At 42.7% G+C, this 15,721-nt stretch carries 15 protein-coding genes; 13 read left to right on the top strand and 2 right to left on the bottom strand.

The features are described 5' to 3' along the window. Positions 1-130 precede the first annotated feature (130 nt). Together MusilaSJ_RS10865 and MusilaSJ_RS10860 are read left to right on the top strand one after the other, a co-directional pair. Complete coding sequence (locus MusilaSJ_RS10865; RefSeq protein ID WP_090531990.1) at positions 131-1,594, top strand: glycoside hydrolase family 130 protein; 1,464 nt, start codon at positions 131-133, stop codon at positions 1,592-1,594. 166 nt (positions 1,595-1,760) lie between these two features. Continuing rightward, positions 1,761-2,429 (top strand): hypothetical protein, encoded by a 669-nt coding sequence (locus tag MusilaSJ_RS10860; RefSeq protein WP_274989987.1) that lies wholly within the window; start codon positions 1,761-1,763, stop codon positions 2,427-2,429. Here MusilaSJ_RS10860 and MusilaSJ_RS10855 read toward each other — a convergent pair. Next, positions 2,426-3,109: a phosphatase PAP2 family protein gene (locus tag MusilaSJ_RS10855; RefSeq protein ID WP_274989986.1), complete on the bottom strand. Its 684-nt coding sequence runs from the start codon at positions 3,107-3,109 to the stop codon at positions 2,426-2,428. The genes MusilaSJ_RS10860 and MusilaSJ_RS10855 overlap by 4 nt on opposite strands. 80 nt (positions 3,110-3,189) lie before the next feature. On the opposite strand from MusilaSJ_RS10855, the gene MusilaSJ_RS10850 reads away from it, so the two are divergent. Then, positions 3,190-5,124, top strand: a complete 1,935-nt coding sequence (locus MusilaSJ_RS10850; RefSeq protein ID WP_274989985.1) for an amino acid permease — start codon at positions 3,190-3,192, stop codon at positions 5,122-5,124. A gap of 4 nt (positions 5,125-5,128) precedes the next feature. Continuing rightward, complete coding sequence (locus MusilaSJ_RS10845) at positions 5,129-5,542, top strand: DUF5655 domain-containing protein (protein WP_274989984.1); 414 nt, start codon at positions 5,129-5,131, stop codon at positions 5,540-5,542. A gap of 181 nt (positions 5,543-5,723) precedes the next feature. On the opposite strand, the gene MusilaSJ_RS10840 is transcribed toward MusilaSJ_RS10845, so the two are convergent. Beyond that, the gene (locus MusilaSJ_RS10840; protein ID WP_129570997.1) at positions 5,724-7,673 is read right to left on the bottom strand and encodes a KUP/HAK/KT family potassium transporter; all 1,950 of its coding nucleotides are present in this window, start codon (positions 7,671-7,673) and stop codon (positions 5,724-5,726) included. Between the two features lie 257 nt (positions 7,674-7,930). On the opposite strand from MusilaSJ_RS10840, the gene MusilaSJ_RS10835 reads away from it, so the two are divergent. The 9 genes from MusilaSJ_RS10835 (at position 7,931) to MusilaSJ_RS10795 (ending at position 15,591) form a co-directional block, all read left to right on the top strand. After that, positions 7,931-8,386, top strand: coding sequence for a T9SS type A sorting domain-containing protein (locus MusilaSJ_RS10835; RefSeq protein ID WP_274989983.1), 456 nt, complete (start codon positions 7,931-7,933; stop codon positions 8,384-8,386). Positions 8,387-8,598: 212 nt separating this feature from the next. Then, on the top strand, positions 8,599-9,210 hold the full coding sequence (locus MusilaSJ_RS10830; protein WP_274989982.1) for a fumarylacetoacetate hydrolase family protein: 612 nt from the start codon (positions 8,599-8,601) through the stop codon (positions 9,208-9,210). 2 nt (positions 9,211-9,212) lie between these two features. Further along, positions 9,213-10,934, top strand: a complete 1,722-nt coding sequence (locus tag MusilaSJ_RS10825) for a M23 family metallopeptidase (protein WP_274989981.1) — start codon at positions 9,213-9,215, stop codon at positions 10,932-10,934. A gap of 15 nt (positions 10,935-10,949) precedes the next feature. Then, positions 10,950-11,411, top strand: coding sequence for a thioredoxin-dependent thiol peroxidase (gene bcp, locus MusilaSJ_RS10820; RefSeq protein WP_274989980.1), 462 nt, complete (start codon positions 10,950-10,952; stop codon positions 11,409-11,411). A 52-nt stretch (positions 11,412-11,463) separates the two neighbouring features. Then, positions 11,464-12,309, top strand: a complete 846-nt coding sequence (locus tag MusilaSJ_RS10815) for a transketolase (protein WP_090531971.1) — start codon at positions 11,464-11,466, stop codon at positions 12,307-12,309. A gap of 111 nt (positions 12,310-12,420) precedes the next feature. Then, entirely contained in the window at positions 12,421-13,386 is a 966-nt protein-coding gene (locus tag MusilaSJ_RS10810; RefSeq protein WP_090531969.1) for a transketolase family protein, read from the top strand. Positions 13,387-13,417: 31 nt separating this feature from the next. Further along, complete coding sequence (locus tag MusilaSJ_RS10805; protein WP_090531966.1) at positions 13,418-13,972, top strand: RNA polymerase sigma factor; 555 nt, start codon at positions 13,418-13,420, stop codon at positions 13,970-13,972. 51 nt (positions 13,973-14,023) lie between these two features. Beyond that, positions 14,024-15,067: a hypothetical protein gene (locus MusilaSJ_RS10800; RefSeq protein ID WP_274989979.1), complete on the top strand. Its 1,044-nt coding sequence runs from the start codon at positions 14,024-14,026 to the stop codon at positions 15,065-15,067. Between the two features lie 17 nt (positions 15,068-15,084). Then, positions 15,085-15,591, top strand: a complete 507-nt coding sequence (locus MusilaSJ_RS10795; protein ID WP_274989978.1) for a hypothetical protein — start codon at positions 15,085-15,087, stop codon at positions 15,589-15,591. Positions 15,592-15,721 lie beyond the last annotated feature (130 nt).

The following is a 15,721-nucleotide window of genomic DNA, read 5'->3' as shown; positions in this document are numbered from 1 at the left end:
ATAAAATATGAAGATAGGTTTTTATAGTGGCCTGTAAAGTGTCATTTTTTAAATCTTGCGTTTAAATTAAAAAAGCGCAAATCAATTTGCGCCGATTGGTGTTACAAACTAAAAGCTACCACTTCATTGTATGAGACTTTCTATCGAACGCAAACCCATCCGGGTAAATCCAGATCCGAAACGTGTAATAGCAAGATTTTTTTTTAATGGGAACGACCGTGCCAAAGAGGTTATTGAACGTGTAATGCTAATCAGCGAGGATGATGCTTTTGGCATCGTATCGCCCTTGCTGCAGGAGTATTCCAAAAGGCACCGTAATATTACCCGGGTGCTCAACAGGCATTGCAGCAAGCTTAAGCCCTTGTTTTTAGAACTGAACATTGATTTTGATACGCTTACCGTTTACCGCAAGCTGCTCATTGGCTCTTATTTTACGCATGAGTATTCAATAGAATCGGCCGCTTTCTTTAATCCCTCGATAGTAGAAGATCCTGACCAAACCGAGCTTGAAGACGGCCAGCGCAGGGTGATCATCAGCTTCCGGGCGGTAGGCGAGGGGCATATCTCTTCCATAACTTTTCGCCGGGCCTGGATAGATAAGGATAACAACATCAGCATACAACCTGCCGGCAGCTATATTGATGAGGCCGAAATTGTGAGGAATGCCGTTTACAATAAAAAGCTTTTTTTTGAAAAAGCAGCCATCACGCAAATCAATATTGATGTTATAAGCGAGCTGGAATCAAAGCTCGATCATCATTTTGAGTACGCCAACCTGCGCCGGATCATTATGGATTCGCAAAAACTGCAGGAAGACGATATGAAGCGGCTGGAGTATGATAAGGTACTTTGGCTTGCAGACTCCTATTATGAAATTGTTTTTTCACTGGATACCGATATTTCCGACAGGGTAATCTTCCCAATATCCGAATATGAACGTAAGGGTATTGAGGATGCCCGTTTTGTACAGTTTACCAACGATGACGGCAGCAAACTATACTATGCTACCTATACAGCCTACGATGGCTCGCTGATTATGCCTAAGCTACTGCAAACAACTGATTTTTATAACTTTAAGATCATGCCTTTGTACGGTGCCGGCGCACAGAATAAAAACCTGGCCTTGTTTCCGCGCAAGGTGAATGGCAAATATGTGATGATATCGCGGATAGACGGCTGCAATAACTATATCATGTATTCGGATAAGATCAATATCTGGGAAAAGCCGGTAATGCTGCAACAGCCAAAATTTAGCTGGGAGTTTGTGCAGATAGGTAATTGCGGCTCGCCCATTGAAACACCCGATGGCTGGATCATGATAACTCATGGCGTTGGCCCCATGCGCCGTTATGTACTGGGTGCAAGCCTGCTTAAACTGGATGACCCAACGGTTGAAATTGGCCGTCTGCATGAGCCTTTGCTGATTCCCAACAGTGATGAGCGGGAAGGCTATGTACCTAACGTGCTTTATTCATGCGGGGTTATTGTGCACAATAATAAGCTCATTATTCCATACGGTGTTTCCGACTCATCAACTGCCTTCGCCGAAGTATGCCTGGATGAGCTTTTAAAAAAGCTTAAAGCCTTTATTTAAGCGCAAAGCCGAAGGCTGAAAGCGAAAAGCTTTGTGTTTGAAAAGCTTTCAGCCTTAAGCTTTCAGCTCGTATTTATATTGTTGATTATAAGTCATTTAACTTTCATATAAATCTCATAATATATTATTAGTTAAAACTTATTCTTCTTTTTCAAGTTAAATAAATATGAAAAAGATAATTTTAAGCTTAAGCATAGTACTGTTTTCGCTTACAGGTTTTAGCCAGGCACTCAAACCTGTAAAGATAGATAGCCTTGTCACGGTTTCGCTACCCGAAGGCTTTACTAAGAAGGATACATTAGGGCAGCAGATCTACCAGGGTAGTGCATCATTAGGTAATATTCTTGTTTTACGCGTGCCAAACGCCAATACCAAACCTTTAAATAAAGAGAGCGACTTGAAGGATGTATTTAAAACCTACATCAAAGGGATTCAAAAACAATCTGTTAATGGCAGTGTAATGTATCCGCGTGATACCACTATCGGCAAACTGGAAGGAAAGGTATTTACCCTCCGGATTGATAACAGCGGTTCAACCGGCGAATCTCCGGAGTTAAGAAATTTTATTCTGCTATATACCCAGGACGTAACCTATACTTTTGAATATAACTATCCGGAGCAAAGACTTGATCTGGCAAAGGCCGAACTGAAACAATTTTCGGGTTCTATAAAAATCGCACCTACTTTAGATCGCCGCGATCAGTATTTGTCTGACGCAAAAGGCATGTCTGCCCCGGCCAAAATAGGTATTTATGGTGGCGGCGCCGTTATCATACTGATTATCGTATTAACCGTGATCAAACGTAAAAACAGTCAACTGGAAGCTGGAGTTTAATTGGCGACAGGGGCTTTTTTGAATACGCTGTCAAGCAGGCCCCTGTTCCATTTGGCCGAATTGATGAACTGCTTACCATCAAGCCATGTTAACCAAAATATAGTAACAAACACACCAATAGCCGAGCCGGCAAGCACGTCTTCATAAAAGTGTTCGGTTAAATAAATTCTTGAATAGCCAACCATTATGGCAACAAACAAGGCTGGGATTCCCCAGCCTTTGTTTTTACAGAGGTACGTTATTACCAGTGCAGCAGAAAAAGCACTCACCGTATGTCCGGACGGAAAGCTGTATTTCTCCAATATATAAACCCCTTCTACGGTATGTACCCTGGTCCACTGGCTGGCAAAGAATAGCTTTGGCCGGGGAGCTATATAAATGTATTTAAGGATTTGTGCCGCGATGGATGTTATGGCATAGCTTGAGGCCATCAATAGCCAGCTGCGGTAGCTGAACAAAAGCATAGCAAGTGATACTATTACGGCTGTGGCGCCGTCGCCGATATCTGTAACATAAGGCTCAATGGTATCAAGCCAGGGTTGGTGCCAACCATTTACTGTAAAAAAAATAGCTTCACGGGTAAATAGCAGTTTGATAGTCAGGCAGGTGGCTAAAACGATAAGGTAAAGGATAAAAAAAGGGCGGATCCTGTGCAACACGTCTTTTATTCCTATCTTCATGTTGCAAAGTAAGCATATACTTATTCAATGCAAAAAAATGATTAATTTTGAGATTGGTTAGCACTTATTAATTAAACTACATGTCGAAAAGTATCTTTCGTAAAAAGTCGGTAGCAAAAATTTTAAATGATGTTGAATGTGGTTTTAGTGATAGTGAGCATCCCGGTACAACGTCATCCCAACTCAAAAAAGAACTTAACGTAAAAGACCTCACCCTCATGGGCATAGCCGCTGTTGTGGGGGCAGGTATATTTTCGACAATTGGTGAAGCATCATTTCACGGCGGCCCGGCGGTTTCCATCCTGTTTATTTTAACTGCCGTTACCTGCGGCTTTTCGGCCCTTTGTTATGCTGAGTTTGCCTCGCGTATCCCGGTCGCGGGTAGTGCATATACCTACGCTTATGCCTCTTTTGGCGAGTTGATAGCCTGGATCATAGGCTGGGACCTGTTAATGGAGTACGCCATTGGTAACATCGCGGTAGCCATTTCCTGGAGCGAATATTTTGTAAACCTGCTGGAGGGTTTTCATATCCATATGCCCAAGTTTCTGACTATGGACTATGTTTCGGCCCTGCGCGGGCATGAGCAGGTTCAGGCAGCAGGGGCAAGCCTTGCCGATATCAGTGATAAAGTAAAAGTTGAAGCACTGGCCTGGGACCAGGCGCCGGGCATAGGCAGTTTTAAACTCATAGCCAATTTACCGGCCCTTTTAATTGTTATCATCATCACTTACCTGGTTTATGTTGGTATCCGCGAAACAAAAAAGGCCACCAATGCTATGGTGGTTTTGAAGATAGTGATTGTTATAGCAGTTATAGTAGTTGGCTTTTTTTATGTAACACCTGCCAACTGGCACCCATTTATGCCTAACGGTTTCAGTGGCGTTATGAAAGGCGTATCAGGGGTGTTTTTTGCTTATATCGGCTTTGATGCCATCTCAACCACAGCCGAAGAATGTGAAAGGCCCCAGCGCGACCTACCCCGCGGCATGATCTATTCGCTGGTGATTTGTACAGTATTGTATATCCTGATAGCATTGGTGCTCACCGGCATGGTAAGCTATAAAGACCTGCAGGTTGGCGACCCACTGGCCTTTGTTTTTGCAAAAGTGGGTTTAAACAAGATAAGCTATGTGATCTCCATCAGTGCGGTTGTTGCTACAGCAAGTGTATTGCTGATCTTCCAGTTAGGTCAACCGAGGATCTGGATGAGCATGAGCCGCGATGGCTTATTGCCCAAAGCATTCTCACGTATCCATCCAAAATATCAAACACCAGCCTTTGCCACGGTAGTAACCGGTTTTGTAGTGGCGATACCTGCTTTGTTCATGAACCTTACCGAAGTAACCGATTTGACCAGTATAGGTACCCTGTTTGCATTTGTACTGGTTTGCGGCGGTGTGCTGCTGCTGCCGCGTGAAGAGGCCGTTAAAGGCAAATTCCATTTACCGTATGTGAATGGTAAATTTATTATACCAATTATCACCCTGGTGATTTTGGGTTCGGTTGCCTGGTTTAAACCGGCCGCGCAGGTTGAAATGATGCAGTTTAAGAAGCTAAAAGACCGTAGCGATATCATTGATAATATGGATAACAATGACAAGCTGAGCCTGCTTAAAACTACCAATCAGCTGTATAACGCTAATGTAACTGCCCAGCCCGACTCGGCTAAAAAATATTTTAAGGATATAGAGGAGGATAAATTCAATACTGCGCTAAGGCAAACTAATGATATCAGCGAGGCCAAGAAATATTATTTAGGGTTTGATGGTTTCCTGTACAATTTCCCTAATTATCTCTTCTTTATCCTGATCATCGTAATTGCGGTTTATAGCTTTATTAAAAACTTCTCGCTCATCCCTGTTTTGGGGCTAATGAGCTGCTTTTACCTCATGACCGAGCTTGGCTACACCAATTGGCTCAGGTTTTTAATATGGCTGGTGATCGGTTTGGTAATTTATGCCACCTACAGCTATAAAAACAGCGTGTTGGGCAAAGAAACCAAAACCGCGTAAACTTATGTGGACCTGCCCCTTATGCGAACGTGAATTTACCGCTGCCAACCAGGTACATTCATGCCGCGACAGGGAGCTATCGGAAGCGCTAAGTGGTAAGTCGTCACATACGATAACGCTGTTTGATCATTTGGTTGACGAATACCTGCAAATTGCCGAAATTAAAGTTTATCCTACCAAAAGCATGATCGCATTGGGAGCAAGGGTAAACTTTGCCTATGTTACCCAATTAGGTAAAAACTTTATTGATGTGGTATTTCCCTTTAAACAGGTTTATGACGATAACCTGTGCTTCAGCAAAATAAAACAAGTGCCCGGCACCGATCAATACAACCATTATTTCAGGATGTATTTTAAGGTAGATATTAATGATGAGGTGCGGAAATATATGCGGATGGCCTGGGAAACGGGGCAATAAAACTAATACTAAAACTACCGCAGGCTTTCAGCCTGTGGGTAACATGAGGTAAGCTTTCAGCTTACACTTCTCTTGAGCTGAAAGCTCAAACCATAGCGCACCACGGGCTGGAAGCCCGCGGCAGAATGCAAAAAGAAAAGCCTCCCGTTTTCGGAAGGCTTTCAATATTTGAAAGGGAAATTTAATTAACCCTGTGGATTTCAATTGCTTCAGGTATGGCAAGCACCAGCGGTACTTTCTCAACCGTTACAAAGCTCAGGTCGAGGCCGAAACCGCGCTCTTCGGATAAGCTCACTTTTTTAAGCTGCTTGTAGTAATCCATTATAAATCTTTCGATGAAGGACAGGTTGTGTGAGCGTGAGAAGATCTTTTCGATCACCACAAAACGGAAATCGCCGACAATTTTGTGCCTGTTCAGTGATTTATAAGTGCTGGTAATATCAACCTCACCTTTTTTAACAAGATCTTCTACCACTTTCCTGAATAGCAGGTTTATTTGCTGTTCAACGCGGAAACCGAGCTTAAAGTCAATCCGGATGAGTTTGTTTGGCACTAAATGGTCAACTTCGTATTCGCGTTTGTAAGGTTCGTCCACTACGTCAACGTGTACCAGCCAGTAAACATCGGCACGTTTAGGCTGCTTTTGCAGTATGGAATAAACAATTTTTGATTCAATTTCAGAATTGAAGTTGGCGCTGGTTAAATAAACCAACTGCGAAGCATATTTAGGCACACTTTCGTCGGAGCTTAGCTCTTTTATGATGTCAAAATAATCTTCTATCTCAACAAACTTCACATAACGGTTCCTGATCTTGCGGGCGGTATGCCAGGTCCACATTACAGTAAACAGCACAAAACCTATCGACAGTGTAAACCAACCGCCATCTAAAAACTTATGCAGGTTACCGGTAAGGAAGGTTCCTTCAATAAGCAGGTAAACCGCCAAAAACGTATTGATGATATAGTTAGGTACTTTTTTGCGTTTCAGGAATTTGGATACCAGTATGGTAGTCATGAGCATGGCTACGGTAATACTTAAACCGTAAGCAGCCTCCATTTTGTCCGAGTGTTTGAATATCAGCACTACACCTAAACAACCGGCCCAAAGCAGCCAGTTAACGCTGGGCACATATAACTGTCCTTTTTGCTCTGATGGATAGTTGATCCTAACTTTTGGCCAAAGGTTAAGCCTTACAGCTTCGGCAATGAGCGTAAACGAACCTGATATCAGCGCCTGGCTGGCAATGATAGCCGCTACTGTAGCTATGCCGATGCCATATATCAGGAACCATGTTGGCATGATTTGATAAAAAGGGTTTTGAGCGTTAAGGTCCATGACGTGGCCGTTACGTTGTAGCAACCAAACTGCCTGGCCTAAATAGTTTAGGATAAGACATATTTTTACATAAACCCAGCTTACGCGGATATTGGCTTTACCGCAATGACCAAGATCGGAGTACAATGCTTCGGCACCTGTAGTACACAGGAAAACCGCACCTAATATAATAAACGCGCCATCGCTTGAGCTTGAGGTAAGCAGTTTAATTGCGTAGTACGGGTTTAAAGAGCGGATAATCCATGGATCATGTACAATGTAGGTAACACCTAAAAAGCCCATCATCGTAAACCAAACGAACATGATAGGCCCGAATGCCTTACCTACCAGTGATGTGCCAAATTGCTGTATGATAAATAAAGCGGTAATAATGGCCATTACCACATATACAGTAGGCAAATTAGGATAATAGGTTTGCAAACCTTCAATGGCCGATGATATGGTAATTGGCGGGGTAATAATGCCATCGGCCAGAAGGGCGCAGCCCCCTACAACCGCCGGTATAATAAGCCATTTTGCTTTACGCCGTACTAATGAAAACAGCGAGAAAATGCCGCCTTCGCCCTTGTTATCAGCCCTTAGGGTTATCACCACATACTTTAAAGTGGTTTGCAGGGTTAATGTCCAAAAAATGAGCGAAACACCTCCAAGAATTAATGTTTCTGAAATTTGACGCTGGCCAACTATAGCCTTGAATACGTATAATGGGGAGGTACCAATATCACCGTAAATTATTCCTAAACTGATTAGAAAGCCCGCGGCCGACAGTTTATGCAGATCTTTATGATTTGACACTTTTATGATTTAGAGATGGCAAAAATATTAATTTTTTTGGTTAAACCATTACAATGATTAAACGTATAAGGAAATTATGTGTCTGTTATACAATAAGGCTGTGCATTTTGTTAAAATTTGTTAAAAAGTTTTACAAAAACATTAATATTTAATGGGATGAGGGCATTATTTATACTTTTGTAGAATCATACTAAATAATGAGGCGAAATTTTACATATTTTTATGTTTATACCTACACATGGGTCGTGATAATTGCGATGGCAATTTTCGTGAACTTCGCCTTTGTTGCTGATGGCCATTCGCTAAAGTCTGATACCGTGTATCTTAGGGGTAAAACTAAAGCCGCCAAAACGTCTTATTTAAAGAATGGCCTGCACCTTTCGCTTCCTCCGTTAAAGCCCGCTGTTACTTCAAGTGTAAAATTGAATGTATCCCGACCGGATGACAAGTTGCTAAGCGATGTACAATTGTACCCTAACCCGGTAACCGACCAGATCAACCTTAAATATTCCATTTCGCGCAATACCAACGTAACCATTAAAATAATGGATGTGTTGGGCAACGATATTTCTACCCTGTTTTCGCAAAGGGTTGAATCCGGCGATCATAATTTAAATTACCCTATCAGCAATAAGCTGGTCCGCGGCTTTTATTTTGTGCGCGTTGTGGCCGGTACCGAATCCGTTATTAAAAGGATTTCGGTTATTAATTAAAATCGATTAAACTTAATTTTTTCATTTTTGACTGCCCCGGAGGGGCAAAAGGTTTGTAGCAATTGAATGAACCCCATTTTGGGCGTGCCAGAGGTACGCAACTTGCCTGCGTAAGTTTTACTTGAGGGGAACGTCAAATTATTAATACAACATTATAAACCTTCCCCCAAACCCATCAAATTTTTTAGCTTTGGCGATTATAGCGTTCATTTATGAAAATTATTGCCATTGGCCGCAACTACGCCGAACACGCCAAAGAACTCAATAACCCGGTACCCACAACGCCGGTTATCTTCATGAAGCCCGACACGGCTTTATTAAAAGAGAATAAGCCTTTTTACCATCCCGATTTTTCGGAAGATGTTCACCATGAAATTGAACTGGTTTTGAAGATCAGTAAAGAGGGCAAGCACATCAGCGAGAAATTTGCCGCTAATTACTATGAAGAAATTGGCTTAGGTATTGACTTTACCGCACGCGATGTTCAGGCGCGTCATAAGGAAAAAGGCTTGCCATGGGAATTGGCCAAAGCTTTTGATGGCTCGGCACCCATCAGCACTTTTGTGCCTAAAACAAAGTTTGAATCAGTGTATGATATCAACTTTAAGCTGGATATTAACGGCGAAACCCGCCAGCAGGGCAACACCCGCGATCTGCTTTTCTCGTTTGAGAGCATCGTCGCCTTTGTTTCAAAATACATCACCCTTAAAAAGGGCGACCTAATATTTACCGGCACCCCACCAGGTGTATCAAAAGTAAAAATCGGCGACAAACTTGAGGGATACCTCGAAGATGAGAAAATGCTCGATTTTTACGTTAAATAAGCATGATTAAAAAACTATTGGTTACAGGTGCAATGTGTTTGGCGCTTTATTCAAACGCGTTTGCACAAAGTGATATTATACAAAGCAGGCAATACCCGCAAAGTTATTTCAGGTATCCGCTTGATCTTACGCCCCCCACTACAGCCGGTTCATTTGGCGAGTTAAGGCCGTCACATTTCCACTCCGGGCTCGATTTTAAAACCAACCAGCGTACCGGCTACCCTGTACATGCCGCTGCCGAAGGCTACATATCAAGGGTACGTGTACAGTTTGGCGGTTTTGGAAGAGCTATTTATATTACCCATCCCAATGGGTATACTACGGTTTATGGTCACCTGCAAAGTTTTAGTCCGGCGGTTATTGAGTTGGTAAAGAAATATCAATATGAGCATCAAACCTACGAAGCTGATTTTAAACTTACATCAACACAGGTGCCGGTTAAAAAAGATGAGGTTGTAGCCATTTCAGGAAATGCCGGTGCATCGGCCGGGCCGCATGTGCACTTTGAGATCAGGGACACTAAAACAGAGGAAACCATTAATGCGCAGCTGTTTGGTTTAACTATTCCGGATAAAGTACCGCCAACAATCACTTCTATCGGGATCTATCACTTGAACGGGAAACCTTTCAGCGAAAAAACACCTAAAGAGTTTTTAGGCGTTACCGGAGCTGGCGGTAATTATCACCTCATTAAATCGCAAACGCTGGAGTTGAGCGGTAATATCGGATTCGGGATCAATGCCACCGATATGAATAGCACGTCGTTTAATCATAATGGCGTTTACTCTATCGAACTAAAACTCGACGGTAAAATCGTTTATACCTTTGCTGTTGAACGTTTCGCGTTTGATCAAACCCATGCTATTAATGCCTATATAGATTACCCCGCATTTGAATCATCGCGCAGGTGGATGCAGAAATGTTTCATCCTGCCCGGTAGCCGCATTTCGCTGTATCCGCAATCGGTAAATAATGGTATTATTACGTTTGACGATAATGCCACGCATGATGTGGAATATGTGGTGAAAGATGTTGCGGGCAATACCTCCTCGTTGAAATTAAAAGTAAAGTCATCACCATTTGCCAATCTCCAGCCTGTAAAACCTAGCGGTACTATGTTTTACTATGATAAGCGGAGCGAGTTTGCCAACGATAAAGTGAAAGTGATCATTATGCCTGGCAATTTGTATGATGATCTGGATTTTCAATATTCGGCTTCGGCTAAACCTGCAGGGGCATATTCAGCCATGCATCATATCCATAACAGGCTAACACCTATTCATGATAGCTATGAGATCTGGATCAAACCAGATGTTGACCTGGGTAAGTACACTGATAAGGCGGTTATTGTAAGTTCATGGGGAGGCTGCCAGGGCGGTTACTTTAAAGATGGCTATGTGATATCGCAGGTGAGTGCCTTTGGCGACTATTATATCAAGGTAGATACGGTAGCCCCGGTTATTCGCCCGCTCAATATCAAAAACGGGAGCAATATGAAGGCTGCCCGCAGTGTTAATTTTAGAATAAGTGATAATTTATCAGGAATTAAGAGCTATACAGGTACAATTGACGGTAAATGGGTGCTAATGGAGCATGATTATAAAACTAAAATATTAAGTTACACCATTAATAGCGATATTGCACCCGGTAAACACGTGTTTAAGTTGACTTTAGTTGATAACAAGAATAATTTTTCGGAATTTTCCGCCGATTTTTACAGATAAGTACCTAAATAAAACATGGCAACATTAAAAGAAGGCGATAAAGCTCCTGCTTTTACCGCTAAAGATCAAAACGGCAAAGAAGTATCCCTTGCCGATTACAAAGGGAAAAATGTGATCCTTTACTTTTATCCTAAAGATGATACCCCCGGCTGTACTGCCGAATCATGCGATTTCAGGGATAACTATCAATCGCTTTTAAGCAAAGGTTTTGAGGTGATAGGGGTAAGTACGGATGATGAAAAATCGCACAAAAAATTTGAAACCAAATATAGCCTGCCATTTACCTTAATAGCCGATAATGAGCTTAAAATTGTTGAAGCTTACGGTGTATGGATTGAAAAAAACATGTATGGCAAAAAATATATGGGTACAGCCCGTACCACATTTGTAATTGATGCAGAGGGGATTATTACGCATGTGATCAATAAGGTTGATACTAAGGCCTCCTCTCAGCAGGTGCTCGATCTTGTAAAATAAGTGTTGAAAACACAATTAAAATAGCTACTTTAGCAGTTCCTAAATTCCATTAATGAAAGCAGACTTACAAACATTAGAAAAAACCGCGTCACAAATCAGGCGCGACATTGTACGCATGGTACATGGCTGTCAATCAGGCCACCCGGGCGGCTCATTGGGCTGTACCGATTTCTTTACCGCATTGTATTTTTCGGTAATGAACCACGATCCTAAATTTAATATGGACGCAGTTGGCGAAGATATTTTCTTCCTGTCAAACGGCCATATTTCGCCTGTGTTCTACAGTACGCTGGCACACGCAGGTTATTTTGATAAAGCCGAGCTTGCAACTTTCCGTAAACTGAACGCGCGTTTACAAGGTCACCCAACTACACATGAGCACCTTCCGGGCATCCGTATTGCTTCGGGTTCATTGGGCCAGGGCTTATCGGTAGCTATCGGAGCTGCATTGGCAAAAAAATTAAACGGTGATAAATCATTGGTGTTTACCCTGCATGGCGATGGCGAAATCCAGGAAGGCCAGATTTGGGAAGCTGCGATGTTTGCCCCGCACAATCATGTTGATAACCTGATCTCAACTATTGATGTTAACGGTCAGCAAATTGATGGTCCAACCAAACAGGTACTTTCATTAGGCGATCTTCGCGCTAAATGGGAAGCTTTTGGCTGGGATGTATTGGATATGAAAGGTAACGATATGGCCGATGTGGTTAGGGTGCTCGAAGAAGCAAAAAGCCGCACAGGTCAGGGCAAACCGATCATGATCCTGATGCATACCGAAATGGGTTACGGTGTTGACTTTATGGTGGGCAGTCACAAATGGCACGGTGTTGCGCCAAATGATGAGCAGCTTAAACTGGCTTTAGATCAGTTAGAGGAAACACTGGGCGATTATTAAGCGTAGCCCCCTCCAGCTCCCCCAAAGGGGGAGAGTTAAAACATCAAATTAATTATCATTATTAAAAATTCCAAAACCCTCTCCTCTGGAGAGGGCAGGGTGACGCCCATCATGAAAAAATACACTTACACAGATAAAAAAGATACCCGCTCGGGCTTTGGCGCCGGGTTGCTGGAAGCAGGCCAGAAAAATGACCAGGTTGTTGCACTTTGCGCCGACCTTATCGGTTCGTTAAAAATGAACGATTTTATTAAAGCATTCCCTGAGCGTTTTGTACAGGTAGGCATTGCTGAGGCTAACATGATCGGTATTGCTGCCGGTATGACCATTGGCGGTAAAATCCCATTTACCGGAACTTTCGCCAACTTTTCAACAGGCAGGGTTTATGATCAGATTCGTCAATCGGTAGCTTATTCAAACAAAAACGTTAAAATTTGCGCTTCACATGCCGGTTTAACTTTGGGTGAAGACGGTGCTACCCACCAGATCCTGGAAGATATTGGCCTGATGAAAATGTTACCAGGCATGACCGTTATTAACACCTGCGATTACAATCAAACTAAAGCCGCTACTGTTGCTATTGCTGAGTATGACGGCCCGGTTTACTTACGTTTTGGTCGCCCGGTTGTTCCGATCTTTACTGATCCTGATCAAAAATTTGAAATTGGTAAAGCATGGATGGTGAACGAAGGTGCCGATGTAAGTATCTTTGCTACTGGTCACCTGGTATGGCAGGCTATCCTTGCCGGCGAAATTTTAGCTGAGCAGGGTATCGATGCCGAGATCATCAACATCCACACCATTAAACCACTGGATGAAGAAGCTATTTTGAAATCGGTTGCTAAAACAGGCTGCGTAGTTACTGCCGAAGAACACAACCGTTTGGGTGGTTTAGGCGATAGCGTTGCACAGGTACTTGCAGTGCACAACCCATCACCACAGGAGTACGTAGCTGTAAATGACAGCTTTGGCGAAAGCGGTACACCTGAACAACTGATGACCAAGTACGGCCTGGATGCCGATCATATTGTGGCAGCGGTGAAAAAGGTGATAGAAAGAAAAAACAAAAAAGGTTAATTAAACCTTTAACATTAATAAAATTCTAAAAATGTCGGTACAGGTTGAAGATTCAGAGATATTAAGCAAGTTTCAGGACGAAAAAACCCGGAATGAGGCATTTAACCTGTTGTTGAAAAAATACCAGCAAAAAATATACTGGCACATCAGGCGCATGGTTGTTGATCATGACGATGCTGATGATCTGGTTCAGGATGTTTTTGTAAAGGTTTGGAAAAACCTGGCCGGTTTCAGAAACGACGCGCAACTGTACACCTGGATGTACAGGATAGCATCCAACGAATGCATTACTTTTTTGAATAAGAAAAAACAAAAAAATAATGTTTCGTTGGATGATGTTGCTTATGAGCTGGCCGATACACTGGCCGACTCAACCTATTTTAACGGCGATGCGGCGCAGCGTAAGCTACAGGAAGCATTGCTTACCCTGCCCGAAAAACAACGGCTTGTTTTCAATATGAAATATTATGAAGACATGAAGTATGAAGAAATGTCGCAGGTTTTGGGTACCAGTGTGGGGGCTTTAAAGGCTTCTTTTCACCTGGCAGTCAAGAAGATAGAAGCCCATTTGCTTGGCAGGGATTAATTTTTTAATTTACGTTAAACCTTTTAGCACTATACCAATCTATAGTTGTGTATGAAAAGCGATATGGACAATAGGGAATGGCTGGATGATTTCATCGCGCTGAAACAGGTTAGCAAAACTAACCCGTTCACAGTGCCTGATGGCTATTTCCAAGAGTTAGCGCAGCACATAACAACACGCATAAGGCTTGAGGGATTAAAGAACTATCCATCTGCAGGGTACACGGTACCCGAAAATTACTTCGACGAGTTAAATAGCAATATCCGGAGCCGTATAAATATTGAACGTGCTTTTAGCGCCGGTGATTCGGGGTTTACCGTTCCCGAAAATTATTTTGATGAGCTGAGCAGCAACATTCAAAGCCGTATTGTGGTTGATGAAGCCATGGATGCGGGTGAGGGTTTCACGGTGCCCGAAAACTATTTTGACGAACTAAGCAGCAATATCCAAAGCCGCATAGTGGTGGAGGAGGCCATGAACCTGGCTGATGAAGGCTTCACCGTACCCGAAAACTACTTTGATGAACTGAGCAGCAACATCCAAAGCCGTATAGCGGTTGAGGAGGTTATGGGTGATGAAGGGTTTACTGTTCCTGAAAATTATTTTGAGGAACTAAGCGTCAACATTCAAAGCCGTATAGCAGTTGAGGAAGCAGTGAATGCTGAGCACGAAGGCTTTGTTGTACCGATAGATTACTTTAATCAGCTTAACCAGCGTATCCTGGATAAAACTGTTAATGCAGAAGTTGAAGAGGAGCAGGAGTTTGATAATGTTGTAAGCATTAACAAAACTAAACCTGTACAGAACAAAAGTATGGTGAGGAGGCTTTGGTTGTCGCCTACCATCAGGTATGCTACAGCGGCCTGCTTTGCTTTGATATTAGGTGTAGGTGTTATTTTCAGGGGAGATATCCAGGCGCCGGATCATAATCATTCTTACTTGCATGAGCAGGTATCATCGGTGCCGGTTGATGAAATAAAAAACTATCTTCAGTTACACATGGACGCAAGTGACACCCGTACACTGATAGATGCTAATCAAAAAAGCAACACAAGTAATGCAGACGAAGATCTGTCGGATTATATAGATAATTAAACAGAGGAAAAAATTTAATGAGTAAATTGATCAGGCATATTTGTATTGTGTTATTTGTTATGGCAATAGGCTATGAAGCTGTAGGACAGGTTAACCGCTTTGTTCCGGCTCAAACGCCCTCAAGGCCCCAGCTTAACCCGGTACGCCCTAATGGCAACAAAAAGGGCGCTATGGGTAAAAGACTTGAGGCTGCCCGTAACAGGTATATCAGCCGCCAGCTTGATCTTACTGATGAAGAGGCTAACAAATTCTGGCCGCTTTATAATCAGTACCAGCAGGAGCTTACTGCTGTGCGCATTCTGAAGCGTTTAAATAACTCCACTTCATCAACCAACGGCACCGAGCAAATAGATAAGGAAATTTATTACGAAAGCCAGCTGGTTGGGATCCGTAAACGCTACCGCGATTCTTTTGCCAAGATCCTTCCGCCCGAAAAGGTGAGTATCCTGTACAAAAGCGAACAGGAGTTTAACGACGAACTCATCAAACAACTCAGCGAACGCAGCGAAAGAGCGGGGAATTAATTAGTGATTTAGTGAATTATTTAATTAGCGAATTTTAAGTTCGCTTTTTTATTTGTGGCTTATTGAACGAAATGTTGAATTTTGCGACGATTAGGCAATCACTAATTCACTAACTCATTAATTCACTAAT

Origin of the sequence: Mucilaginibacter sp. SJ, assembly GCF_028993635.1 — a bacterium.
Lineage (GTDB): Bacteria > Bacteroidota > Bacteroidia > Sphingobacteriales > Sphingobacteriaceae > Mucilaginibacter.
The sequence above is the reverse complement of the archived record's forward strand: the minus strand, read 5'-3'. Positions and strand labels throughout refer to the sequence as shown.